The organism is Actinoplanes cyaneus, from assembly GCF_016862095.1.
Taxonomy (GTDB): domain Bacteria; phylum Actinomycetota; class Actinomycetes; order Mycobacteriales; family Micromonosporaceae; genus Actinoplanes; species Actinoplanes cyaneus.
The window spans coordinates 78243-101167 of the sequence record NZ_BOMH01000031.1; the positions used below are offsets into that span (position 1 = coordinate 78243).

General features: G+C 71.1%; 22 protein-coding genes. 16 read left to right on the forward strand and 6 right to left on the reverse strand.

What is annotated here, in order from left to right; all coding sequences use genetic code 11:
* Nucleotides 1-70 precede the first annotated feature (70 nt).
* On the forward strand, nt 71-1030 hold the full coding sequence (locus Acy02nite_RS20445) for a GNAT family N-acetyltransferase (protein WP_203742822.1): 960 nt from the start codon (nt 71-73) through the stop codon (nt 1028-1030).
* 7 nt (nt 1031-1037) lie between these two features.
* On the opposite strand, the gene Acy02nite_RS20450 is transcribed toward Acy02nite_RS20445, so the two are convergent.
* The 3 genes from Acy02nite_RS20450 to mshB all read right to left on the reverse strand — a co-directional run bounded on the left by Acy02nite_RS20450 (nt 1038) and on the right by mshB (nt 3036).
* Entirely contained in the window at nt 1038-1505 is a 468-nt protein-coding gene (locus Acy02nite_RS20450; protein WP_203742824.1) for a hypothetical protein, read from the reverse strand.
* A 155-nt stretch (nt 1506-1660) separates the two neighbouring features.
* On the reverse strand, nt 1661-2137 hold the full coding sequence (locus tag Acy02nite_RS20455) for a hypothetical protein (RefSeq protein ID WP_425548152.1): 477 nt from the start codon (nt 2135-2137) through the stop codon (nt 1661-1663).
* A 2-nt stretch (nt 2138-2139) separates the two neighbouring features.
* Nucleotides 2140-3036, reverse strand: coding sequence for an N-acetyl-1-D-myo-inositol-2-amino-2-deoxy-alpha-D-glucopyranoside deacetylase (mshB, locus tag Acy02nite_RS20460; protein ID WP_203742826.1), 897 nt, complete (start codon nt 3034-3036; stop codon nt 2140-2142).
* A 153-nt stretch (nt 3037-3189) separates the two neighbouring features.
* Between mshB and Acy02nite_RS20465 the strand changes: the two genes are divergently transcribed.
* The 7 genes from Acy02nite_RS20465 to Acy02nite_RS20495 all read left to right on the forward strand — a co-directional run bounded on the left by Acy02nite_RS20465 (nt 3190) and on the right by Acy02nite_RS20495 (nt 12632).
* A complete protein-coding gene (locus tag Acy02nite_RS20465; protein ID WP_425548155.1) occupies nt 3190-4944 on the forward strand; it encodes a S9 family peptidase in 1755 nt (584 codons plus the stop codon).
* A gap of 37 nt (nt 4945-4981) precedes the next feature.
* Nucleotides 4982-6409: a TldD/PmbA family protein gene (locus Acy02nite_RS20470; protein ID WP_203742830.1), complete on the forward strand. Its 1428-nt coding sequence runs from the start codon at nt 4982-4984 to the stop codon at nt 6407-6409.
* Nucleotides 6406-7860 carry a TldD/PmbA family protein gene (locus Acy02nite_RS20475; protein WP_203742832.1) on the forward strand — a complete coding sequence of 485 codons (1455 nt, stop codon included), beginning with the start codon at nt 6406-6408 and terminating at the stop codon, nt 7858-7860. The genes Acy02nite_RS20470 and Acy02nite_RS20475 overlap by 4 nt, the downstream gene beginning before the upstream one ends.
* Before the next feature lie 206 nt (nt 7861-8066).
* Nucleotides 8067-8858 carry a succinate dehydrogenase subunit SdhC gene (gene sdhC / locus Acy02nite_RS20480; protein ID WP_203742834.1) on the forward strand — a complete coding sequence of 264 codons (792 nt, stop codon included), beginning with the start codon at nt 8067-8069 and terminating at the stop codon, nt 8856-8858.
* An 11-nt stretch (nt 8859-8869) separates the two neighbouring features.
* Nucleotides 8870-10759: a fumarate reductase/succinate dehydrogenase flavoprotein subunit gene (locus tag Acy02nite_RS20485; protein WP_203742836.1), complete on the forward strand. Its 1890-nt coding sequence runs from the start codon at nt 8870-8872 to the stop codon at nt 10757-10759.
* Nucleotides 10756-11760, forward strand: a complete 1005-nt coding sequence (locus Acy02nite_RS20490) for a succinate dehydrogenase/fumarate reductase iron-sulfur subunit (protein ID WP_203742838.1) — start codon at nt 10756-10758, stop codon at nt 11758-11760. Before Acy02nite_RS20485 ends, Acy02nite_RS20490 begins: the two co-directional genes overlap by 4 nt.
* A gap of 185 nt (nt 11761-11945) precedes the next feature.
* Nucleotides 11946-12632: a GNAT family N-acetyltransferase gene (locus Acy02nite_RS20495; RefSeq protein ID WP_203742840.1), complete on the forward strand. Its 687-nt coding sequence runs from the start codon at nt 11946-11948 to the stop codon at nt 12630-12632.
* A 12-nt stretch (nt 12633-12644) separates the two neighbouring features.
* Here the strand turns inward: Acy02nite_RS20495 and Acy02nite_RS20500 are convergent, their stop codons facing one another.
* Nucleotides 12645-13169 (reverse strand): GNAT family N-acetyltransferase, encoded by a 525-nt coding sequence (locus Acy02nite_RS20500; RefSeq protein ID WP_203742842.1) that lies wholly within the window; start codon nt 13167-13169, stop codon nt 12645-12647.
* A gap of 41 nt (nt 13170-13210) precedes the next feature.
* On the opposite strand from Acy02nite_RS20500, the gene Acy02nite_RS20505 reads away from it, so the two are divergent.
* Nucleotides 13211-13777, forward strand: a complete 567-nt coding sequence (locus tag Acy02nite_RS20505) for a helix-turn-helix domain-containing protein (protein WP_203742844.1) — start codon at nt 13211-13213, stop codon at nt 13775-13777.
* Between the two features lie 9 nt (nt 13778-13786).
* Here Acy02nite_RS20505 and Acy02nite_RS20510 read toward each other — a convergent pair whose 3' ends face one another.
* Nucleotides 13787-14530 carry a TetR/AcrR family transcriptional regulator gene (locus Acy02nite_RS20510; protein WP_203742845.1) on the reverse strand — a complete coding sequence of 248 codons (744 nt, stop codon included), beginning with the start codon at nt 14528-14530 and terminating at the stop codon, nt 13787-13789.
* Nucleotides 14531-14652: 122 nt separating this feature from the next.
* Between Acy02nite_RS20510 and Acy02nite_RS20515 the strand changes: the two genes are divergently transcribed.
* Complete coding sequence (locus Acy02nite_RS20515; RefSeq protein WP_203742846.1) at nt 14653-16149, forward strand: MFS transporter; 1497 nt, start codon at nt 14653-14655, stop codon at nt 16147-16149.
* Nucleotides 16146-16778: an alpha-ketoglutarate-dependent dioxygenase AlkB gene (locus Acy02nite_RS20520; RefSeq protein WP_203742847.1), complete on the forward strand. Its 633-nt coding sequence runs from the start codon at nt 16146-16148 to the stop codon at nt 16776-16778. Before Acy02nite_RS20515 ends, Acy02nite_RS20520 begins: the two co-directional genes overlap by 4 nt.
* Before the next feature lie 23 nt (nt 16779-16801).
* Here Acy02nite_RS20520 and Acy02nite_RS20525 read toward each other — a convergent pair whose 3' ends face one another.
* On the reverse strand, nt 16802-17908 hold the full coding sequence (locus tag Acy02nite_RS20525) for a DUF4328 domain-containing protein (RefSeq protein ID WP_203742848.1): 1107 nt from the start codon (nt 17906-17908) through the stop codon (nt 16802-16804).
* A gap of 211 nt (nt 17909-18119) precedes the next feature.
* Between Acy02nite_RS20525 and Acy02nite_RS20530 the strand changes: the two genes are divergently transcribed.
* From Acy02nite_RS20530 to Acy02nite_RS20550, 5 genes are read left to right on the forward strand one after another with little or no spacing between them, the layout of a single operon-like run.
* Complete coding sequence (locus Acy02nite_RS20530; RefSeq protein WP_203742850.1) at nt 18120-18959, forward strand: ABC transporter ATP-binding protein; 840 nt, start codon at nt 18120-18122, stop codon at nt 18957-18959.
* Nucleotides 18956-19726 carry an ABC transporter ATP-binding protein gene (locus Acy02nite_RS20535; RefSeq protein WP_203742852.1) on the forward strand — a complete coding sequence of 257 codons (771 nt, stop codon included), beginning with the start codon at nt 18956-18958 and terminating at the stop codon, nt 19724-19726. The genes Acy02nite_RS20530 and Acy02nite_RS20535 overlap by 4 nt, the downstream gene beginning before the upstream one ends.
* A gap of 10 nt (nt 19727-19736) precedes the next feature.
* Nucleotides 19737-20615 carry a branched-chain amino acid ABC transporter permease gene (locus Acy02nite_RS20540; RefSeq protein WP_203742854.1) on the forward strand — a complete coding sequence of 293 codons (879 nt, stop codon included), beginning with the start codon at nt 19737-19739 and terminating at the stop codon, nt 20613-20615.
* Nucleotides 20612-21631, forward strand: a complete 1020-nt coding sequence (locus Acy02nite_RS20545; RefSeq protein WP_203742856.1) for a branched-chain amino acid ABC transporter permease — start codon at nt 20612-20614, stop codon at nt 21629-21631. The genes Acy02nite_RS20540 and Acy02nite_RS20545 overlap by 4 nt, the downstream gene beginning before the upstream one ends.
* The gene (locus Acy02nite_RS20550; RefSeq protein WP_203742858.1) at nt 21628-22887 is read left to right on the forward strand and encodes an ABC transporter substrate-binding protein; all 1260 of its coding nucleotides are present in this window, start codon (nt 21628-21630) and stop codon (nt 22885-22887) included. The genes Acy02nite_RS20545 and Acy02nite_RS20550 overlap by 4 nt, the downstream gene beginning before the upstream one ends.
* Nucleotides 22888-22925 lie beyond the last annotated feature (38 nt).

A 22925-nucleotide genomic window follows, 5' to 3' on the forward strand; every position in this document is an offset into this window, starting at 1 on the left:
TCAAAGCCACGCCGCGTGGACCGCCGACGACAAATGCAGAGCCTAGTATTCCCGCCGAAGGAGGTAATACGTGCTCCGACAGCAGGATGTGGGACACCGGGTGGTGGTACGGCGAATTGTAGGCGTATCCGGGGATCGCCCGCTGTACACGGATGCCCTGGGCGAGCTCGTCGACCTCACCGAGACCGAACTCACACTCGCCACCGCCAAGGGCACCGTCCGCGTGCCGTTGCGCGAGGTGCACCGCGCCAAGCGGGTGCCACCGGCCAGCCGCCCGCACGCCGCCGCGGTGATCGCCCTCGAGCTGGCCGCCGATCAGGCCTGGCCGGCCCCGGTGCGAGCCCGGCTGGGCAGCTGGCTGCTGCGCGCGGCGGAGAACTGGACCGGCCGGGCGAACTCCGCGCTCGCTGTCGGCGACCCGGACCGCCCGCTGGAGGCGGCGATCGACGCCGTCGAGAAGTGGTACGCCGAGCACGGCCAGCGCCCACTGATCAACGCGCCGATGCCCCTGGCCTCGCCGGTCAACGCGACCCTCGACGAGCGCGGCTGGTCGGCGCGGCCGCTCACGCTGGTGCAGACCGCGGCGCTGAACCCGATCCTGGCCGCCCCGGGACGCGGGGACCTGCCACCGGTCGACCTCGCCGACTCCCCCGGCGACGACTGGTACGCGATGGTCGCCGAGCACAAGGGCACGTTGCCGTCCGCGGCGATCCGGATCCTCACCGGCGTACCGGAGAAGGTCTTCGCTCAGGTCCGTGACCCCGACGGTGAGCTGGTCGCTGTCGCGCGCGGCGCGGTCACCGGCCCGGATCGCTGGCTGGGGATCTCGCTGCTCCAGACCGCCCCGGCGATGCGGCGGCGCGGCCTGGGGCAGCACGTCGTGCGCGGCCTCGCGCAGTGGGCCGTGCAGCGCGGCGCGACCAGGGCCTACCTCCAGGTGGAGGAGCGGAACACGGCCGCGGTGGCGCTTTACGGCCGGCTCGGCTTCAGCACCCACCACACCTATCTCACCCGGGAGGCGCCGCTCTGAACCGGCGTCAGCGGCGGACGACCCGGCGAGGCTTGACGGTCTTCGCCCGGCTGTAGGCCTGCAGCGAGCGGGAGCGGAAGTCCTTCGCCAGCATCACGGCGACCCAGTAACCGATCAGCGTGCCGACGATCGCGAAAGCGGCGTAAAGGAAGATCTGTGCGAAGAAGGCGCCGCTCCCGTTCGCGAACGGCTCGCTGCCGCTCAGGAACGGCCCGGCGAGAACGGTCAGCACCATTCCGCCGAGCGCACCGAAACCGACGTCGGGCAGCCAGTCGCTCGGCCGGCGGCGCTGGCACCAGACGAACGTGAGCGCGCCCAGCACGAGCGCCACCAGTGCGAACATCACGATCGAGCCGCGGCCCTGAGCGGTGTCCGTGCCGTCGAATCCGATGCGGACGACCAGTCTGGTCACCGCGTTGATCGCGAACAGGGCGACCGCCAGCACCGTGATCCGGAACCAGCGCTGCTGCCTCATCAGTCCTCCCGGGGAACGTTTCGTGGCCGGGATCGTAGCGCCCGGGAAACCCGCGGGGCTCGATCTCCCGGTCATCTTCGCGGATGGTGCGCGACAGTTCCTAAACGGGAGCTGTGAGTCGGCTGAAAGTCACCGCCGCCTGATGCGTTCCATGATCATTGTGCCCTTTTGATGGGTTTCATGATCCTTCGGTACGCATGGACGGCGAACGCCAGGCTCCCCGCCAGGATCATCACGAGGGCGACCCAGTTGTCCGCGCCGAGCAGATAGTCCCCCTCGGTGGTCTTGGTGCCGGCCGCCCCCAGGATCAGCAGCGTCCACAGCGCCCACGGGACGCCGATCGCCCAGCTGCGCGCGATCGTGGTGGTGGCGAACCAGGCCAGCGCCAGATTCGCCGCGACCGTCACCGGGATGGCCAGGCCGACCAGCGCCCCGGTGCCCTCCCAGACCGCCAGTCGCCCGTGGAACAGGCCGGTGACGCCGCCGACGCGCAGAACGCTCAGCTCCAGCTCGATGACCGTGACCACCACGGTGGCGACGACACTGACCAGGACACCGCCGACCCGGATCGCGAGGTCGGCCCCCGGCGCGGCCCGCTCCTGGGCCTTCTCCTCCACAGGTGCCTCGGTCACCGTCATCTGCCGTCCAGGTCCAGGCCCGCGAACAGGTCGCTCTCCCACTTGTGCGGGCCCTCGCCGGGGCCGCGCTCACCCTTGACCAGCGTGTAGTACTCCACACCCATGAACTCGCCGCCGAAGTCGCCGGCCATCCCGTACAGCCAGGAGTTGTCGGGGATCTGGGTGGCGTGGGCCCGCATCGCAGCGGTCTTCTTCGCGTAGTGCTCCGTGCCGTCGATCCGGGCGGCGATCTCCTCGTCGGGGGTGCCGAACGGCAGGTCCTCGACGGTGTCGACGTCGGCGAACGGGTTGCTCTCCGACTCCTTGAACGCCTCCATGCCGTCGCGCAGGACGCTCAGCGGCTGGGCCGTCCAGTAGATCTTCTGCGGACCGTCCTCGCCGGCGAGCTCGGCGGCGCGCATCGCGACCCGATGGGCCTGGATGTGGTCGGGATGGCCGTAGAACCCGTTCTCGTCATAGGTGATCATGACCTGCGGGCGGATCTCCCGCATGATCTCGACCAGGTGCGCGGCGGCCTCGTCCAGGTCGGCGCCCCAGAACGCGCGGGGGTGCTTGTTGGTCTCCAGGCCCATCATGCCGGAGTCCCGATAACGCCCCGGGCCGCCCAGCATGCGCCGGTCGGAGACGCCGAGCGCGTCGCACGCCCGCTCCCACTCGACCAGGCGCCAGCCGCCGAGCTGGTCGGCCTGACCGGCGGCGAGCTGTGACAGAGCGGAAACGTGGATCTCGCCCTCCTCACCCAGGGTGCAGGTCACCAGGGTCACGTGGGCGCCGTCGGAGACGTAGTGCGACATGGTCGCGCCGGTCCCGATGACCTCGTCGTCGGGATGGGCGTGCACCAGCAGGAGGCGGCGGGCGGGCAGCGAATCGGATGCGGTCCGGTCGAGCGTCACGGCGGATACTGTACGCGCGACCACCGACAGGTTCGCTCGACGAGCCCACCGTTTACCCGGCGGGAGCACACCGTGATCAGCGATGCTGAGATCGTGGACTACCCCGGACTCGCCGGTCGCACCGGCGACTTCAGCCACGGCGCGCCCCATGCCGTGACGGTCGGCGCCGACGGGGCGCGGGTCGCCTTCCTGCGCTCCTCGGGCCCCTTCGACCCGGCGGCCGCGCTCTGGGTGCTCGACGTGCTCACCGGTGCGGAGCACCTCGTCGCACCGGGGCCGATCAGCTCGTACGCGGTGGATCGGGACGCCCGGATCGCCGCCTTCGCCGGCGGTGGCAGGCTGTACCGCGCCGACCTGACCGCCGGCGCGGTGACCGCGATCCCGACCGGTGAGCCGGTGCACGACCCGCGGCCCGACCCGCAGGGCGTCCGGATCGGCTACGTCACCGACCCGGCGGGCTCCGCGTCGCTGCGGGTCACCGGGCCGGACGGGGACCGGCTGCTCGCCGGCGAGCAGGGCTTCGCCTGGCGGGAGCACGGCGGCACGATCGCCTGGGGCATCGCCGGTGCGGGCGCGGCCCCGTTCGGGCGGACCCGGGGCTGGTGGTGGTCACCGGACGGGACCCAGGTGCTGGCCGTGCGCACCGCCGGGACGACCAGTCTGCACCTGCTCGACCTGGACGACGGCTGGGTGGACGTGCACTGGGACCGGGAGACGTACCCGCACCTGGCCCAGGTGCGCTGGTCCGGCGGGGGTCCGCTGATCACCGTGCTGCGCCGGATGCAGCAGCACGGCCTGGTGCTCTCGGTCGACCCGCGGACCGGGGAGACGCAGGTGCACGCGGAGCTGGCCGACGCCCGCTGGGTCGAGCCGATCCCGGGCACGCCGCGCCACCTGCCCGACGGCCGGGTGCTGGTCGGCGGCGAACTGGCCCACGACGGGTTCGACGCGCGCTGCCTCTTCGCCGACGGCAGCCTGCTCACCCCGCCCGCTCTCTACGTACGGCGGGTGGCCGGCACGCTGCCCCGCGCGGACGGCCCGGCCGGGACCCCGGATCTGATCGTCGAGGGCAGCCTGGGCGACCCCGCCGTGCGGGAGGTGTTCCGGGTGCGCACGGCACTGGGCGGCGGCGGACCCGAGGTGACCAGGTTGACCAGGCTCACCGGCACCACGCTGGCGACCGGCGGGGACGTTCTGGTCACCGGCGACGAGGTGTGGCGTGGCGACCGGCGGATCAGGGCGTTGCGGTCGTTGCGCGCGGAGCAGCCGTACCGTCCGGAACCGGTTCTGGAACGGGTCACCGATCGGCGTCTGCCGGCCGCCGTGCTCTACCCCACCGGCTTCGTCGGGGGCAGCCTTCCCGTTCTGGTCGCTCTCGGCGACGGTCCGGGATCCCAGGTGGTACGGGCTGAGACGCGCGCCTGGCAGGAACGCCAGTGGTGGGCGGACGCCGGGTTCGCCGTGGTCGGCATCGACCCGCGCGGCACGCCCGGGATCGCGCCCAGCTTCGAGAAGGCGGTGCACCGGCGGGTCGCCGACCTGGTCCTGACCGACCTGGTGGACGCGCTGCGGGCGCTCACCGGCAAGCATCCCGACCTGGACCTGACCCGGGTCGCGGCCCGGGGACGCGGACTCGGCGGATGGCTGGCGGCGCTGGCGGCGTTGCGCCGGCCGGAGGTGTTCCGCTGCGCGGTCGCCAGGGAAGCGGTGCTGGACTGGTCCACGCTGCCCCGGCCGGTCGCCGAGCGCTATCTGGGTGACCCGGCCGACTCGGCACACGTCTACCGCGACCACGATCTGACCGAGGAGCTCGCCGAGGCCGGCCCGGCCGGCCCGGTGCTGCTGACCGGCCCGGAGACCGAGCCGGCCGCCGAGTTGACCTGGATCCGACAACAATTGGCCGCCTGACGAGTTTCGTCGCACCCGACCCCTAGGGTCGACAGACATGAGCCACTTCGATGAGGCGGGTGCGGCGGTTCAGGCCGCGCTCGACGCCGGCGCCCGCTATGCGGACGCCCGTGTCATGGTCTGCCGCACCGAGTCGATGACGGCCCGCAACGGGTCCGTCGAGGATCTCGGCTCCGACGAGAGCGCCGGCCTGGGTGTGCGTGCCCTGGTCGGCTCGGGCTGGGGCTTCTACGCCGTGCCCGATCTCTCCGAGCCGTCCGCCCGCGCCGCCGGCCGCCGCGCCGCGCAGATCGCCGCGGCCAGCGCGCAGGTGGCCGGCCCGCCGGTCGAGCTGACGCCGTCCGCGCCGGTGACCGCGAGCTGGGCCAGCGAGTGCAAGGTCGACCCGCTCTCGGTCCCGCTGTCGGACAAGGGCGACCTGCTGGTCCGGGCCACCACCGCGGCCAAGGAGGCGGGCGCCGACCTGGCCCAGGCGAGCTACGCCGTCTGGGACACCCGCAAGTGGTTCGTCTCCAGCGAGGGCCACCGCATCGACCAGCACATCCGGGAGTGCGGCGGCGGGGTGACCGCCAACGCGATCGGCGACGGCGAGGTCCAGCGCCGGTCCCTGCCGGGGCAGTACGGGACGCGCGGCTGGGAGCTGGTCGAGGAGCTGGATCTGATCGGCAACGCTCCGCGGCTCGCGCAGGAGGCGCGGGAGCTGCTCACCGCACCGCTGTGCCCGTCCGGGGAGACCACCCTGATCCTCGGCGGGTCGCAGCTCGCACTGCAGATCCACGAGTCGGTGGGGCACGCCATCGAGCTGGACCGGATCCTCGGGTGGGAGGCCGCGTTCGCCGGCACGAGCTGGCTCGACCTGAGCAAGCTCGGCCAGTTGCGGTACGGGTCGGAGCTGATGAACATCACCATCGACCCGAGCTTCCCGGGCGCGCTGGGCAGCTTCGGGTTCGACGACGAGGGCACCCCCGCGGCGAAACGGCACGCGGTCCGGGACGGCATCTGGGTCGGCGTGCTGGCCGGGCGGGACTCGGCCGCCGTCGCCGGGCTGGACTACGCCGGCAGTGTCCGCTCCGACGGCTGGGCGCGACTGCCGATGGTCCGGATGACCAACGTCGGCCTGGAACCCGGCCCGCACACCCTCGACGAGATCATCGCCGCCACCGACGACGGTGTGTTCATGGAGACCAACCGGTCCTGGTCGATCGACGACCGCCGGCTGAACTTCCAGTTCGGCTGCGAGATCGGCTACGAGATCAAGAACGGGAAGCGCGGCCGGATGCTGCGGAACCCGACCTACACCGGGATCGGCCCGAAGTTCTGGCAGTCGATGGACATGCTCTCGTCCGAGACCGTCGCCTGGGGCACGCCGAACTGCGGTAAGGGCCAGCCCGGCCAGGTCGGGCACACCGGGCACCCGGCGGCGCCGGCCCGGTTCACCAACGTTCGGGTGGGGGTGCACGGATGAGCGCATCATCGGGCAGCGGCGTGAGCACCGAGTTGCAGGTGGCGGCGAAGGTCGTCGAGCTGGTCCGGGAGCTGGCCGGCCGGGCGGCCGAGGCCGAGGTCAACGTGCGGCACCGCGCGCTCGCCCTGACCCGGTTCGCCAACTCGGCGATCCATCAGAACGTGGCCGAGGCGACCACCGGCGTCCGGCTGCGGCTGCATCTGGACGGCCGGACGGCGGCCGGCTCCACCACGGTGACCAGCGTGGACGGGTTGCGCTCGCTGGTCGAGCGGACCCTGGCGGCGGCCCGGGTCACCCCGCCCGACCCGGGCTGGGCCGGGCTCACGCTGCCCGCCGCGCTGCACATCTCGGCCGGTCACCCGGGCTCGGGCGAGCATTCGGGGCTGGCCTTCGGCTTCGACGAGGCGACCGCCCGGGCCACGCCGGCGGAACGGGCCGAGCGGGTCCGCGCGTTCGTCGACGCGGCCGGTGGCCTGGAGACCGCGGGCTACTGCCGGACGGAGTACGTGTCGGCCGCCTTCGCGAACACCGCCGGCCAGGCCGTCGAGGGCCGCACCGCGGAGGCCGCGATGGACGGCATCGCCCGTAACAACGGCGCCGACGGGGTGGCCCGGCTGGCCGCGGCCCGGCTCGCCGACCTGGACGGCGCGGCGCTGGGCGCCCGCGCGGCGGCCAAGGCGCGCGCCGCGGCCGCCCCGATCGAGCTCCCCCCGGGGGAGTACGAGGTGGTCCTGGAGCCCACCGCGGTCGCCGACCTGCTGCAGAACTTCTCGGTCTTCGGGTTCAACGGGAAGTCGTACACGGAGAAGCAGTCCTTCGCCGAGCTGGGCAAGGAGCAGTTCGACCCGTCGGTGACCATCGTGGACGACCCGCTGGGCAGCCGCGGCGAGCCGGCCCCGGGCCTGCCGTTCGACGACGAGGGCACCCCGGCGCGGTCGCTGGTGCTGGTTCGTGAGGGGGTCACCAAGGCGGTCACCCACGACCGGACGTCCGCGGCCGAGGCCGGCGCCGAGTCGACCGGGCACGCCGCCGCCACCTCGCGTTCCTGGGGTGCGTTCCCCGCTCACCTGCGGATGGAGGCCGGCCCGCCGGTCACCGGCACCCCGGGCGAGCCGGCCGCGGTCGTCGAGTCGGCCCGCCCGTTCCTCGCCCACATGCGGCGCGGCCTGCTGGTCACCGACCTCTGGTACACCCGAGTGCTGGACCCGAAGACGCTGGTCGTGACCGGTCTGACCCGCAACGGCGTGTGGCTGGTGGAGGACGGCGAGATCACCCGCCCGGTGGGGAACCTGCGCTTCACCCAGTCCTACCCGCAGGCGCTGGGCCCGGGACGGGTGCTCGGGATCGGCGCCGAGTCGGTGCTGCTGCCGGATTCGTGGGGCGGCGCGCACTACGCCTCGCCGGCGCTGCACCTGGCGTCGTGGAACTTCACGGGCAACGCCTCCGGATGATCCACTAGTCCATCGGCGGTCGTCTTTGCGGACCGGGTTGATGTTTTTGTGAGCTACTTCGCATCCCCGGTCCGCAAAGCGTCCGACCTTCGGCGTAACGTGTGCTCCACATCACCGTCGCGCGAGGACGGCTGACTGTGGGCATCCGTGTGTCCGCTTCCGGTCGGCCCGCGCAGCACCTGGCGCGGCACCGGCAGGGAGATGACATGACGAGCACGGCAGCGAGGCCGGGCGCGGGAGGTTTCCGTGCGGCGATCTCGGCGCGGACACTGCGGACCGATCGATGGTGGATCGCGCCGCTGATCACGTTCCTGGGCCTGAGCGCCTGGGTGGCGTATGCGACGGTCCGCGTCTTCATGCACAAGTGGTTCTACGTGGGGGAGTTCCACTACCTCACGCCGTTCTACTCCCCGTGCATCACCGACCGGTGCGGCGAGGCGGCCGAGTTCGGCACTCCCCTGCCGAGCTTCTGGCTGATCCCGGAGGCGTCGTTCACCCTGCCGTTCCTGCTGCTCTTCCGGTTGACATGCTACTACTACCGCAAGGCGTACTACCGGGCGTTCTGGTTGTCGCCGCCGGCCTGCGCGGTGCCGGACGGGCACCAGACCTACTCCGGTGAGACCCGCTTCCCGCTGGTGTTCCAGAACGCGCATCGGTACGCGTTCTACGCCGCGTTCCTGATCTCGGTCATCAACACCTGGGACGCCGTCCGGGCGCAGGCCACCGGCCTCGGCCTCGGCAACGTGATCCTCTGGGTCAACGTGATCATGCTGTGGGCGTACACGTTGTCCTGTCACTCCTGCCGGCACATCGCCGGCGGACGGCTCAAGCACTTCTCCAGGCATCCGGTGCGATACCGCTTCTGGACCTTCGTGTCCAAGCTGAACACCCGGCACATGCAGCTCGCCTGGATCACCCTCGGGACGCTGGCGCTGACCGATTTCTACATCATGGCGGTCTCCGCCCACTGGATCTCCGACCTGCGGATCATCGGCTAGGAGCGGCGACGATGACGACCACTACCGAGCGGCACCTGTACGACGTCGTGGTGATCGGCGCGGGCGGGGCCGGGCTGCGCGCGGCGATCGAGGCACGGCTGGCCGGCAAGCGCACCGCGATCATCTCCAAGTCCCTGTTCGGCAAGGCGCACACGGTGATGGCCGAGGGTGGCGCCGCGGCCGCGATGGGGAACGTGAACTCGCGCGACAACTGGATGGTCCACTTCCGGGACACCATGCGCGGCGGGAAGTTCCTCAACAACTTCCGGATGGCGGAGCTGCACGCCAAGGAGGCCCCGGAACGCATCTGGGAGCTGGAGACGTACGGGGCGTTGTTCGACCGGACGAAGGACGGCAGGATCTCGCAGCGCAACTTCGGCGGCCACGAGTACCCGCGCCTGGCTCACGTCGGCGACCGCACGGGGCTGGAGTTGATCCGTACCCTCCAGCAGAAGATCGTCTCCCTGCAGCAGGAGGACTTCGCCGAGACCGGGAGCTACGACTCGCGGATCCGGGTCTTCCAGGAGACCACGATCACCGAGCTGCTGCTCGACGGTGACCGGATCGCCGGTGCCTTCGGCTACTACCGCGACTCCGGCGAGTTCCTGCTCTTCGAGGCGCCCGCGGTGGTGCTCGCCACCGGTGGCGTCGGGCGCAGCTACAAGGTCACCTCGAACTCCTGGGAGTACACGGGCGACGGCCACGCGCTGGCCCTGCGCGCCGGCGCCACGCTGATCAACATGGAGTTCCTGCAGTTCCATCCGACCGGCATGGTCTGGCCGCCCAGTGTGAAAGGCATCCTGGTCACCGAGTCGGTCCGGGGCGACGGTGGCGTGCTGCGCAACTCCGAGCAGAAGCGGTTCATGTTCGACTACGTCCCCGACGTCTTCCGCAAGCAGTACGCGGAGACCGAGGAGGAGGCCGACCGCTGGTACGACGACCCGGACAACAACCGCCGCCCGCCCGAGCTGCTGCCCCGCGACGAGGTGGCCCGGGCCATCAACAGCGAGGTCAAAGCCGGTCGTGGCAGCCCGGCCGGCGGCGTCTTCCTGGACATCGCCAGCCGCCTGCCGGCCGAGCAGATCGTCCGGCGGCTGCCGTCGATGCACCACCAGTTCAAGGAGCTCGCCGACGTCGACATCACCAAGGAGCCGATGGAGGTCGGCCCGACCTGCCACTACGTGATGGGCGGCGTCGAGGTCGACCCGGACTCCGGCGCCGCGTTCGGCACGGTGCTCGGGCTGTTCGCGGCCGGCGAGGTGTCCGGCGGCATGCACGGCTCGAACCGGCTCGGCGGCAATTCCCTCTCCGACCTGCTCGTCTTCGGCAAGCGCGCCGGGGAGCACGCCGCGGCGTACGTGGACACGCTCGGCAAGCGCCCCAAGCCGGACCGGGTGGACGTGGCCGCGGCGGCCGAGGTCGCGCTCGCGCCACTCACCCGCAGCGGGGGCGAGAACCCGTACACGCTGCAGCAGGATCTTCAGGCCGTGATGGGGGACCTGGTCGGCATCATCCGGCGCGAGGGCGAACTGACCGACGCGCTCAAACGTCTCCACGAGCTGCGGCTGCGCGTGGCGAACGTCGCGGCCGGCGGCGGTGGCCGGCGCTACAACCCCGGCTGGCACCTCGCCCTCGACCTGCGCAACATGCTGGTCGTCTCGGAGTGCACCGCGAAGGCCGCGCTGGAACGCGAGGAGTCGCGCGGCGGCCACACCCGGGAGGACTTCCCGGGGATGAGCCCGCAGTGGCGGCGGATCAACCTCGTCTGCTCGCTCGACGAGACCGGCGCGGTGCACCTGGAACGCAAGCCGGTGCCGGCCATGCGGCCCGAGCTGCTCGACCTCTTCGACCGCAGTGAGCTGTCCAAATACATGACCGACGAGGAGCTGGGGGAAGAGTGAACCGACACTTCCGCGTCTGGCGGGGCGACTCGTCCGGCGGCGACCTGGAGGACTTCGACGTCGAGGTGAACGACGGCGAGGTCGTGCTCGACATCATCCACCGGCTGCAGGCCACCCAGGCGCCCGACCTGGCCTGCCGGTGGAACTGCAAAGCCGGCAAATGCGGCTCCTGCTCGATGGAGATCAACGGCATGCCCCGGCTGGGCTGCATGACCCGGATGTCCACGTTCACCGAGCAGGAGACGATCACGGTCACCCCGCTGCGGACCTTCCCGGTGATCCGCGACCTGGTCACCGACGTCTCCTTCAACTACGAGAAGGCGCGCGAGACCCCCGCCTTCGCCCCGCCGGCCGGCGTCGCCCCCGGGCAGTACCGGATGCAGCAGGTCGACGTCGAGCGCAGCCAGGAGTTCCGCAAGTGCATCGAGTGCTACCTCTGCCAGAACACCTGCCACGTGGTCCGCGACCACGAGGAGAACAAGGAGTCGTTCTCCGGGCCGCGGTTCTTCATCCGCGCGGCCGAGCTCGACATGCACCCGCTGGACGATCGCACCGACCGTAAGCAGCACGCCCAGCAGAGCCAGGGCCTCGGCTTCTGCAACATCACCAAGTGCTGCACCGAGGTCTGCCCGGAACACATCAAGATCACCGACAACGCGATCATCCCGATGAAGGAGCGCGTCGTGGACCGTCGATACGACCCGCTGGTCCGCCTCGGCCGCAAGATCTTCCGCCGGGACCAGCTCGAACAGCCGGAGAACATGGCGCCGTCGACCAGCGAGGGAGTCTCCGGCGTCGGCGCCGGCATGACCTACACCAGCGCACGCCTCCCCGAAGGGCCACCGGTCGGGCCGGACGGCCGCCTCGAGATCGCCGAACTCGCCGCGACCACCCAGGGCGGGCCGTCGCCCTTCGGCGAGGACATGGAGTTCCCGCTTCCGATCGAACGCGTCTCCTACCACCACCCGGAGCCGGAGACGCCACCGCGGTCGCCGTCTTGAGAGCATTTCCCCTGGTACGAGGGGTGGAGCCCGGCCCGCCCCTCAGCGCAGGGCCCACCCTCCCTGGGGGTCCCCCACCTCGAGCCATCCTGCCGGAAACGGCCGGCCGCCGCGAGGCGGCCTGTGGACAACCCGCCACTGTGGATAACCGATCGGCGCCCTGACCGACGGCCTAGAGTTCTCGCATGCCATCGCTTGTCGCACCCGCCCTCCCCGCCGGAAAGCTGTCCGCCTCGGCCCAGCCGAGCATCCCGGGCGACGGGCTGCTGTTGCGGCCCTGGCAGGAGTCCGACCGCGCGGCGGTCGTCACGGGTTACGCCGACCCGGCGATCCAGCGGTGGCACTGCCACACCATGACCGACGACGAGGCTGCGGCCTGGATCGCCGTCTGGTCCCGGCACTGGCACGAGGAGACCGGCGCGAGCTGGGCGATCATGGACGGCGTGATGGCCGGTCGGACCAGCCTGGAACAGGACGGCACGGTGACCGGTCAAGCGGGCCTGCGACAGGACGGCGCGGTGACCGGTCAAGCGGGCCTGCGACAGGTCGGCGTCGGGGACGGCACGGTGGCCGGTCAGGTCGGCCTGCGGCGGGTCGATCTCGGGGAAGGGCTGGCCGCGATCTCCTACTGGGTGCTGCCCGAGTTCCGCGGCCGGCGGATCGCTCCGCGGGCCCTGGCGGCGCTGACCTCCTGGGCGTTCGGGCAGCTGGGGTTGCACCGCCTGGAGCTGAGCCACTCGACGGCGAACCAGGCGTCCTGTCGCGTCGCCGAGCAGGCGGGTTATCGGGTCGAGGGGGTGAAGCGCTCCGAGGCGCGGCACGCGGACGGCTGGCACGACATGCACCTGCACGCCCGTCTCGCCACCGACTGAGCGGTGAACGGGTCAGTGCGGGCCGGCGGGTGCGGTGATCTCCGGCGTGAGGAAGAGCTGGGTGATGGCCACGTCGTGCCAGGCGTCGTGTTTCCAGCCGATGCGGCGGTGGGTTCCGACGGGTTCGAAGCCGAAGGCGCTGTGCAGTCCCATGGCGGCGTCGTTCGGGAGCGTGGTCTTCGCGACCGCCACCCGATAGCCGCGGGTGGCCAGGCGCGGGAGCAGAACCTCGTAGAGGGCACGGCCCGCGCCGGTGCGCCGGCGACCCGTCCGCAGGTAGACGCTGACCTCGCAGGACCAGCGGTAGGCGGCCCGGGCGGCGAACGGGCGGGCGTAGGCGTAACCGATGACGACGCCGGCGTCCTCGGCGACCAGCCAGGCGTGGGTCGCGGCGGCCTCGGCGATCCGGGCAGCCATCTCGGCCGCGGCGGGTGGCTCGGTCTCGAACGTGATTGCGGTGTCCAGCACGTAGGGCTCGTAGATGGCGGCGCAGGCCTTCGCGTCGTCAGCGGTGGCGTCCCGGATCAGCAGCGGCATGCGCACCATAGTAACCAGAGACTTCTACTATAGTGTCATTCATGGCGGACGAACTCACTGACGAGCTGGCTGCGACGCTGCGCGAGGTGCGCGGCGAGCGGGGGCTCACCGTCAACGCGCTGGCCGAGCGGTCCGGAGTGTCCCGGGCGATGATCGCGAAGATCGAGCGGGGCGAGGCTCAGCCGACCGCGGCGCTGCTGGGACGGCTGGTGGCGGCGCTGGGGCTGACGCTGTCGGAGTTGTTCGCCCGCACCGAGAAGGAGTCCCGGCGACTGGCACGGCGCGCCGACCAGCCGGTGTGGGTGGACCCGGAGACCGGCTACCGGCGACGGTCGGTCTCCCCCGCGGGCGGGCCGGCGCAGCTCGTCGAGGTGGAGCTGCCGCCGGGGGCGTCGGTGGCCTACCCCGCGGACTCGTATGCGCTGGCCAGGCACCAGATCTATGTGCTCGGCGGGCGGTTGCGGTTCCGCGAGGGCGACGTCGTGCACGAGCTGGCGACCGGGGACTGCCTGGAGCTGGGGGCTCCGGCGCCGGGCGAATACCACAACCCGGGCGCGGAGACCTGCCGATATCTGGTCGTGCTCAGCGCTCGGCGGGCGGGCTCATGACGTACGCGATCAGGCGGCTCGTGGGTTTTCCGATTTCTGGCCGAGCCAGAGGGACAGGCCGTCGAGCAGGCGCTCCAGGCCGAAGGCGAACGCCTGCTCCATCACGTGATCGGGATCGGGGCCGGCGACACCGTTGAGGCGGCGCCACCTGTCGTAGTGCGGATACTCCCCCGCGACCCGCTCGACCAGCGGCTCGATCTGCTCGGCGAACTCGCTGAAACTCAGGCCGCTGCGCGTCGCGGCAGCGGCCAGGGCGGACTCGGTCGTCGCGGCGCCGAGCGCGTGGGCATGCAGGAGTGATCCCGCGTACGACACCTCGACGCCCGTGAAACCGGCGGCGGTGAGCAGCGCGACGGTCCGGTTCCCCATCCGCATCGCGTTCGGCCCCAGAGTGGGACGGGCGCCGAGCTGGCCGAGCACCCACGGGTGCCGCAACAGGGCCGCGCGTATGCCGTTGGCCAGGATCGACGCGCCGACCCGCCAGTCGGTGTCGCCCGGCTCGGGCACGTAGATCTCGCCGAGCACCTCGTCGACGGCGAGCTCGAGCAGCTCGTCCTTGTTCGCCACATACCAGTACACCGAGGTCGTGCCGGAGCCCAGCCTGGTGCCCAGACGGCGCATGCTCAGCCCGGCGGCGCCCTCCGCGTCCAGCAGCTCGATCGCGGCGCGCACGATCTGCTCACGACTGAGGGTGGGCTGGTCACCGCGGGTGGCGCGGGGCGGACGCGCCCACACCGAGTTCACTTCGGCCATGCTCAGATCCTAACTTCCCTCGTACGGTGTTCGAGGGTCTGGTACGTTGTACGAGCCCTCGAACGCCGTACGAGAGAAGGTGATCCATGCTAGAGAAGTCGTCCATGCCAGAGAAGTCCTCCATGCCTGAGCGTGATCCTCGACGTTGGCTGATCCTCGGCGTGCTGTGCCTGGCGATGCTCGTGGTCGTCGTCGACAACATGGTGCTGAACATCGCGATCCCGGCCCTGATCCGTGATCTCGGCGCGAGCACCGCCGACATCCAGTGGATCATCGACGCGTACATCCTGGTGTTCGCCGGTCTGCTGCTCACCGCCGGCAGTCTCTCCGATCGGCACGGGCGCCGCCGCGGCCTGGTGATCGGTCTGATCATCTTCGGCGGCGCTTCCCTGCTGGCCACGATGTGCCAGACCTCCGGTCAGCTGATCGCAACCCGCGCGCTGATGGGTGTCGGCGCGGCGTTCCTGATGCCCGGCACACTCTCGATCCTCACCACCGTCTTCGACGACGAGGAGCGGAAGAAGGCGATCGCGATCTGGGGCTCGGTGCTGATGCTCGGCGCGCTCGGCGGGCCCAGCCTCGGCGGGCTGCTGCTGGAGCACTTCTGGTGGGGCTCGGTCTTCCTGATGAACATCCCGATCGCCGCGCTCGGCGTCCTCGCCGCCATCGTCATCATCCCGGAGTCGCGAGGCCCCGCGAGCCGGCCCGACGTGATCGGAGCGCTGACCTCGACGATCGGCATGACCGCCCTGGTCTGGGGCGTAATCTCGGCGCCGAAGGAGGGCTGGGGCTCGGTGCGGACGCTGGGCGGGTTCGCGGTCGCCGCGGTCGCGCTGGTCGCCTTCGGGCTCTGGGAGCGGCGCACCGAGGAGCCGATGCTGCCGCTCTCGCTCTTCCGCAACCGCAACTTCGCCGGGGCCAGCCTCTCCATCGTGCTGCTGTCGTTCTCGGCGGGCGGAGTGCTGCTCGCCCTGACGCAGTATGTGCAGTTCGTCCTCGGCTTCGAGCCGCTCCGGGCCGGTTTCGCGTTCGTGCCGATGATCGTCAGCGGGCTGGTGTTCAACGGGATCGGCGTGGTGATAGACAAGCGGCTCGGCACCCGGGTCGCCCTCGCGCTCGGCCTGCTGCTGATGGGCGCCGGGTTCGGGGTGCTGGCGTCGCTCGGGCCGGCCGACGGCTATCTGAAACTGGCGATCGCGCTGGTCGTCATCGGGGCCGGCAGCGGCACGGCGACACCGGCCGCGGTCGGGACGCTGCTCGGGGCGCTGCCCAAGGAGCGGGCCGGCGTCGGGTCGGCGGTCAACGACACGGTGCAGCAGATCGGGACTGCGCTGTCCGTCGCGGTCCTCGGCAGCGTGCTGACCACCGCCTACCGGGCGGCGATGCCACCGGACGCGCCGGCCGCGGCACGCGACTCGATCGGGGAGGCGCTGCGGATCGGGGATCCGTCGCTCGCGCTGGTCGCGAAGGCCTCCTTCGTCGACGCGATCGCCACGACCTCCTGGCTCGGCGTCGTCGGCGGGGTGGCGGCGGCGATCGTGGCCGCATCGATGCTGCGGCCGAAGTTGTCCACAGGCGTGCCCGAGGAGCCGAACATCAGTACTAATATCGCTGCATGAGCAGTGCCTATCAGCCTTCGATGCTCGACCTGATGACGGCGAGCGGCCCGACCCTCGAGCCACTGGCCGGGGCGACCCGGCATCACCTCACCGCCGGGGCGTGGGTCGACGTGCTGCCCGGGTGGCTGCACGGGTCCGACGAGGTCTTCGAGACGCTGCTCGGCATCGACTGGCGGGCCGAGCGGCGGCAGATGTATGACGGCGTGGTCGACGTGCCGCGGCTGCTGCGGTGGTTCCGTGAGGGAGAGCGGCTGCCGCATCCGGCGCTGACCGAGGCCCTGGCGGCGCTGAACGAGCACTACGCCGCTGAGCTCGGTGAGAAGTTCGCGACCGCCGGGATGTGTCTCTACCGGGACGGGCGGGACAGCGTGGCCTGGCACGGCGACACGATCGGGCGGTCGGCGACCGAGGACACGATGGTGGCGATCGTCTCGGTGGGGTCACCACGGAATCTGCTGCTGCGGCCGCGGGCCGGGGAGCACGAGACATTGCGGTTCCCGCTGGGGCACGGCGACCTGATCGTGATGGGCGGGAGCTGCCAGCGCACCTGGGAGCACGCGGTGCCGAAGACGGCTCGGGCGGTGGGGCCGCGGGTGAGCGTTCAGTTCCGGCCGCGCGGGGTGGCGTAAGGCGGTGCGGCGGCGGTCGATGGTCAGCGGAGCTGGGTAAATCGGTCGTGGTCGGCAGTGATCCGGCGGACCAGGAGGGCCGCGGCGACTCCGGCCACCGGCAGGGTGATCGCGGAGAGGAGGCCGACGCCGGCGTAGGGGGCGAGGACCCTGGACGTGCGCTCCAGGAGGAGGTCGAGCGTCCACGCCACGGCCCAGAGGGCGAAGAGGCCGGAGCCGTGGTCACGGGCGCTGCGGTCCACCTCGCGGATGACGAGCAGCGGGAGGACCAGATTGGCCAGTGGGATGAACCAGGCGCCGACGGTCCAGCCCGGGCGCCACTTCATCGCGTGACCGGTGTTCCAGAGGTTGGTCGACGCCCGGTGGAGCCAGACCAGGAACACGACGGCGGTGAAGAGGAAGGCGACGCCGTAAGCGATGAAGGCGGCCGCGGCCAGCCAGTCGATGCGGTCACCGGCGAGCGAGGTGCTGTAGGAATACGCCACGGCCTGCACGAGCAGGGACAGGACGGTGGTCACGGCCAGGCCGCCGATGGCCAGGCGGGCCGGGATCCGCAGTGAGCGGACCGGACCCGCGGCGTAGGGCGGCGGGGAGTAGTAGGGCGCCTGCGAGTGGGGCGACGGGACGGCGTCGACCGGCTGGGGGTAGAGCGACGGGACGGCGTTGAGCGGCTGCGACGGGTAGGCGGGCGGCGGGCGGTCGGCCGGCGACCAGGAATGGACCGGAGCCTGCGCGGGGTAGGCCGGTGGCGGAAAGCCCAACTGCTCCGGCATCGCCGACGTGGGCGGATACCACGGCTGTTGCGGTGCGGTCGGCCCATACGGGCTCGGCAGCGGGGCGACCGGCGGCCCCGGCTCAGCGGGCAACGACGAGGCGGGCGTGGACCAGGCGGACGACGGCGAAGCGGGCGGTCCCGACGGAGGCAAAGGCGAAGCGGGCGGTCCGAAGGCGGGCGGCGGCGAGGCGGGCAACGGCTCGGGCTGGGCCAGCGGGTCGGCGGCGGGGTGCGGCGACGTCGGGAACAGCGGGTCCGGCGTGGACAGCGGCGCGCCGGACCACGGGTCGGCCGGTGGTGTCAGGCCCGGGAAGTGGGGGTCGTCCGGGCCGGGGCGGGGCGGCTGCGCGCTCATCGGACTCCTCGTCGATGGACTGACCGCAGGGTATCCGCTCCGGACAACGGCGACCGACCGGAAGTTTTCGCTGTTCACGGCCGGATATCGAACATAACGGTCGCGTCAGGTAACGGGGATGTTGCAAGTAGTTGACGAGCCGGATCGGAAAGTTACACTCCTAGTGTAAATAGTTGACCATCACGCTCCACAATGGATGCATGAGGTGGCCATGCCGACGGAAACCCCTGCTCATGAGCTCTCGCTCGACCACATAACGGTTCGCTTCGGCGGGCTGACCGCTCTCGACGACGTCTCCCTGCGGGTGCCCGCGGGGCACATCGTCGGGGTGATCGGGCCGAACGGCGCCGGCAAGACCACGCTCTTCAACGTCATCTGCGGGTTCGTCACCCCGACGTCCGGTGAGATCAGCCTGGACGGCAAGCCGTGGCGGCCCCGCCCGCACCACCTGAACCGGCTCGGCATCGCCCGCACGCTGCAGGGGGTCGGCCAGTTCAGCGGCCTCACCGTCCTGGAGAACGTGCAGGTCGGCGCCCGCGGCCACCACCGCCGGGGACAAGACGCCGGGCACGACGCCGGCAAAGCCGCCGGGCACGACGGCGGGAAAGCCAGCGGACAAGACGGCCGCGAGACCGACCGGCCGGCGGGCCGCGGGTGGCGAGCCGGCCGCGAGAGACTGTCCCAACAGGACGCCCTCGCGACCCTGGAGCGATGCGGTGTCGCGGAATATGCGCACCAGCACCCCGGCGCGTTGCCGTATGCGATCCGTAAGCGGATCGAGCTGGCACGCGCCCTCGCCGCCCGTCCCCGGATCCTCATGCTCGACGAGCCGGCCGGCGGCCTGGACGCCGACGAGATCCACTGGCTGGCCGGACTGATCCGGGAGATCGGGACGACGGTTCTGCTGGTCGAGCACCACATGGACCTGGTCATGTCGGTCTGCGACCAGATCCTGGTCCTCGATTTCGGCAAGCCGATCGCGCTCGGCTCCCCCGCGGAGATCAGCACGAACGACAAGGTGACCGAGGCCTATCTGGGAGCCGCCGCATGAGCGCGCCCGAAACCGGCCGGCTGGACCGGTTGGACGAGCCGTACCGGAAGAAGAAACCGCTGCTGGAGGTCGAGGGCCTGACCGCCGGCTACGGCGCCGCACCGGTCCTGCACGACGTCTGCCTGACCGTCCGGCCGGGCGAGATCGTGGCGGTCCTGGGGGCGAACGGCGCCGGGAAGACCACACTCCTGCGGACCCTGTCCGGGCTGGTCAGGGCCGACGGCGGGCGCATCGCGTTCGACGGGGAGGACCTGCGCAAGGTCAGGGTGGAGCAGATGGTGCGGCTCGGCATCGCGCACGTCCCGGAGGGCCGGGGCGTCGTCACCGAGCTGACGGTGGACGAGAACCTGCGGCTCGGCGGCCTGTGGCGGCGTGACCGCGCGGATGCGACCCGCGCCCTGAGCGAGGTCTACGACCTCTTCCCGGCGCTGGCACAACGACGTGCCAGCGCCGGGCACCAGCTCTCCGGTGGCGAGCGGCAGATGCTGGCGCTGGGCCGCGCCCTGATCGGCCGGCCCCGGCTGCTGCTGCTCGACGAGCCGTCGCTGGGCCTGGCCCCGCGGATCACCGCGCAGATCCTGGCGCTGCTGCGCGACCTGCGTGAACGCACCGGCCTCGCGGTGCTGCTGGTCGAGCAGAACGTCCGCAGCGCGCTGGCGATCGCGGACGAGGGGATCGTCCTGTCACTGGGTCGTGTGGTGACCCGCAACTCCGCGGCGGATCTGCGTGACGACGCCGACCTGCGCCACGCCTACCTGGGGTTCTGAGGAACAGACGATGGACAGATTTATCTACCTGACCTTCGACGGGTTGAGCCGGGGCGCGGTCTATGCCGCGTTCGCGCTGGCCCTGGTGCTGATCTGGCGCGCGGCGCGGATCGTCAACTTCGCGCAGGGCGCCATGGCGGTCGCGGCCGTCTACGTGGCGTACTCGGTGACCGAGAAGACCGGCTCCTACTGGCTCGGCTTCGCCGCGGCGCTCGTCTTCGGGCTGCTGCTGGGCATCGCGGTGGAGAAGGCGGTGATGCGCTTCGTCGACCATTCGTCGCCGCTCAACGGCGTGGTCGTCGCGCTCGGCCTGGTGCTGGTCGTGCAGGGGGTGCTCGGCATCGTCTACGGCAACGAGTTCCGGCCGGTCGAGACGCCGTTCGCCCGGGACGCGTTCCAGATCGGCGGGATCGCGGTGCTGAGCCGCTACGACGTCTTCGTGTTCGCCGCGGTGGGCGCGGTGGTCGTCGCTCTCACGGTGCTCTTCACGCGTACGTCGGTGGGCCTGCGCATGCGTGCCGCGGCGTTCGCCCCGGACGTGTCGCGGCTGCTCGGTGTCCCGGTCGGCGGCATGCTGACGCTGGGCTGGGCGCTGGCCGCCGCGGTCGGGTCGCTCGCCGGGATGCTGGTCGTCCCGACCGAGCTGGGCCTGAATCCGAACGCCATGGACGTGCTGTTCGTGTCGGCGTTCACGGCGGCCGTGGTGGGTGGGCTGGACAGCCCGATCGGCGCGGTGACCGGCGGGCTGGTCGTCGGGCTGCTGCTCTCCTACGTCAGCGGTTACCTGGGCGCGACGGTCGCCCCGATGGCGGTGCTGGCGCTGCTGGTCGTGGTCCTGCTGGGCCGGCCGGGCGGGCTCTTCTCCAGTTCGAAGGCGAGGCTGGCATGACGGACATCAAGGAGAAGCGGCCGGTCACCACGACCCGGCCCACCACCCGGAAACCCAGAAGACACCCGCATCCGATCTGGTACGCCGTGGCCGGCGCGGTGCTCGTCGTGGCGCTCACCTACGTCCTGCCGCCGTTCCGGAACTACCAGCTGGCCACGGTCGGCGCGTACTTCACCGTGACCGCCGGCCTGACCGTCCTCACCGGACTGAACGGGCAGCTGTCGCTCGGGCACGGCGCCCTGATGGCCACGGGCGCGTACAGTTTCGCGCTCGCCCAGAACAAGTGGCTGAACATGCCGCTCAGCATCGTCGCCGCCCTGATCACCACGACTCTGGCGGGCGTGGTGATCGGGCTGGCGGCGGCTCGCCTGCGCGGCCCGTACCTGGCCGGTCTCACGCTCGCGGTGGCGGTCGTCGTCCCGTCGGTGACCAGCACGTTCGACGAGACGCTCGGCAGCGACATGGGCCTGTCGATCGCGCTGGACCCGCCACCCGGGGTGCTGCCGATGGAGCAGTGGCAGGCGTGGCTGTGCTGGGGCGGCGCGCTGGTCACGACGTTCCTGCTGGCCATGCTCGTGCGTGGACGGTTCGGGCGGGATCTGCGCGCGGTGCGCGACGACGAGACCGCGGCCCGGCTCGCGGGGGTGAACGTCGCCCGTACGCAGGTGCTGGCCTTCGTGGTGAGCGCCGCCTGCGCCGGCCTGGCCGGCGCCCTCTTCGCCTTCCTCGCGCAGAGCGTCTCGCCGGGGGCGTTCCCCCTGACGCTGTCGCTGTTCCTGGTGATGGCGATCGTGATCGGCGGCCTGGGCCGGCTGGCCGGCGCGCTCTGCGGCGCGTTGTTGCTGGTCCTGCTGCCGGCGCTGGCGCAGACCGCCGGTGAACGCTCCGGCTCGCAGCACCTGGAGGGAAACCTCGCCCTGGTGATCTTCGGCCTGGTGCTGGTGGTCGTCATGCTTGCCGCCCCGGGCGGCCTCGCATCAATCCGATTTTCCACGATATCCAGGAGGAAACGATGAAACGCACCACGGCGGTGTTCCTCGCCGTCCTCTTGTTCGCCGGGGCCTGCGACGGGTCCTCGACCTCCTCCAGCAGCGGAGGAACCACCCCGGGCGTGACCGACACCGAGATCGTTCTCGGCACGCACATGCCACTGACCGGGCCGGCCGCCGCGGGTTACTCCAAGATCGCGCCGGCCACCAAGGCCTACTTCGACTTCGTCAACGCGGGCGGCGGGATCAACGGCCGCAAGATCACCTACAAGGTCAAGGACGACGCCTACAACCCGGCGACCACCCAGCAGGTGGTGCGTGAGCTGGTGCTGCAGGACAAGGTCTTCGCGATCATGGGCGGTCTGGGCACCCCGACGCACTCCGGCGTGCTGGACTTCCTGAAGACCAACAAGGTTCCGGACCTGTTCGTGGCCAGTGGCAGCCGCAGCTGGAACCAGCCGGACAAGTATCCGGGCACGTTCGGCTTCAACCCCGACTACACCGTCGAGGGCAAGATCCTCGGCACGTACGTCAAGGAGAACCTGGCCGGCAAGAAGGCCTGCTTCCTCGGTCAGGACGACGACTTCGGGCAGGACAGCCTGGCCGGCATCGAGAAGATCCTGGGCGCGGTCGTGGCCAAGCAGACGTACGTGACCAGCAACCCGAACGTCGGCCCGCAGATGGGCGCGCTCAAGTCGGCCGGCTGCGAGGTCGTCCTGCTGGCGACGATCCCGGGCTTCACCGCCCTCTCGATCGGCACCGCCGCGAAGATCGGCTTCAAGCCGCAGTTCGTGGTCAGCAACGTGGGCTCCGACCCGGCCACGGTCGGCAAGGCGCTGGGCGCGGCGGCACCGCTGCTGGAGGGCGTCGTCTCGGCGAACTATCTGCCGCTCAACACCGACGACACCAGCCCCTGGATCCAGCTGTTCAAGAAGGTCAACGACCAGTACAACGCCGGTGCGGAGTTCGACAACAACGTCGTCTACGGCATGTCCGCGGCGTACCTTCTCGTGCAGTCGCTGCAGGCCGCGGGCAAGGATCTGACCCGGGACGGCATCACCGCCGCGGTCAAGAAGAACGGTTTCCAGGGCCCGGGGCTGGTCCCGCTGCGCTTCTCCGACAAAGATCATTCGGGGTACGGCGGTGAGCAGTTGACCAAGGTCCAGGGCGGCAAGGCGGTCTTCTTCGGCCAGGCGTACACCACCGACGACGGCGACGGCGCGGTGCAGCCCTTCACCGGTCAACCCGTGACACCCCCGCAGAACGGGATCCCGGCAGCGTAATATCCGCACTCTGAGTGCATAAACAAGCTATGGAGGTA

What these genes read in the sequence shown, in the direction of transcription:
- Acy02nite_RS20540 (WP_203742854.1), top strand. Translation starts at nt 19,737, where the DNA reads ATGGACAGATTTATCTACCTGACCTTCGACGGGTTGAGCCGGGGCGCG.
- sdhC (WP_203742834.1), top strand. Translation starts at nt 8,067, where the DNA reads ATGACGAGCACGGCAGCGAGGCCGGGCGCGGGAGGTTTCCGTGCGGCG.
- Acy02nite_RS20495 (WP_203742840.1), top strand. Translation starts at nt 11,946, where the DNA reads ATGCCATCGCTTGTCGCACCCGCCCTCCCCGCCGGAAAGCTGTCCGCC.
- Acy02nite_RS20510 (WP_203742845.1), bottom strand. Translation starts at nt 14,530, where the DNA reads ATGGCCGAAGTGAACTCGGTGTGGGCGCGTCCGCCCCGCGCCACCCGC.
- Acy02nite_RS20515 (WP_203742846.1), top strand. Translation starts at nt 14,653, where the DNA reads ATGCCTGAGCGTGATCCTCGACGTTGGCTGATCCTCGGCGTGCTGTGC.
- Acy02nite_RS20545 (WP_203742856.1), top strand. Translation starts at nt 20,612, where the DNA reads ATGACGGACATCAAGGAGAAGCGGCCGGTCACCACGACCCGGCCCACC.
- Acy02nite_RS20470 (WP_203742830.1), top strand. Translation starts at nt 4,982, where the DNA reads ATGAGCCACTTCGATGAGGCGGGTGCGGCGGTTCAGGCCGCGCTCGAC.
- Acy02nite_RS20550 (WP_203742858.1), top strand. Translation starts at nt 21,628, where the DNA reads ATGAAACGCACCACGGCGGTGTTCCTCGCCGTCCTCTTGTTCGCCGGG.
- Acy02nite_RS20505 (WP_203742844.1), top strand. Translation starts at nt 13,211, where the DNA reads ATGGCGGACGAACTCACTGACGAGCTGGCTGCGACGCTGCGCGAGGTG.
- Acy02nite_RS20520 (WP_203742847.1), top strand. Translation starts at nt 16,146, where the DNA reads ATGAGCAGTGCCTATCAGCCTTCGATGCTCGACCTGATGACGGCGAGC.
- Acy02nite_RS20500 (WP_203742842.1), bottom strand. Translation starts at nt 13,169, where the DNA reads ATGCCGCTGCTGATCCGGGACGCCACCGCTGACGACGCGAAGGCCTGC.
- Acy02nite_RS20530 (WP_203742850.1), top strand. Translation starts at nt 18,120, where the DNA reads ATGCCGACGGAAACCCCTGCTCATGAGCTCTCGCTCGACCACATAACG.
- Acy02nite_RS20450 (WP_203742824.1), bottom strand. Translation starts at nt 1,505, where the DNA reads ATGAGGCAGCAGCGCTGGTTCCGGATCACGGTGCTGGCGGTCGCCCTG.
- Acy02nite_RS20475 (WP_203742832.1), top strand. Translation starts at nt 6,406, where the DNA reads ATGAGCGCATCATCGGGCAGCGGCGTGAGCACCGAGTTGCAGGTGGCG.
- Acy02nite_RS20525 (WP_203742848.1), bottom strand. Translation starts at nt 17,908, where the DNA reads ATGAGCGCGCAGCCGCCCCGCCCCGGCCCGGACGACCCCCACTTCCCG.
- Acy02nite_RS20535 (WP_203742852.1), top strand. Translation starts at nt 18,956, where the DNA reads ATGAGCGCGCCCGAAACCGGCCGGCTGGACCGGTTGGACGAGCCGTAC.
- Acy02nite_RS20485 (WP_203742836.1), top strand. Translation starts at nt 8,870, where the DNA reads ATGACGACCACTACCGAGCGGCACCTGTACGACGTCGTGGTGATCGGC.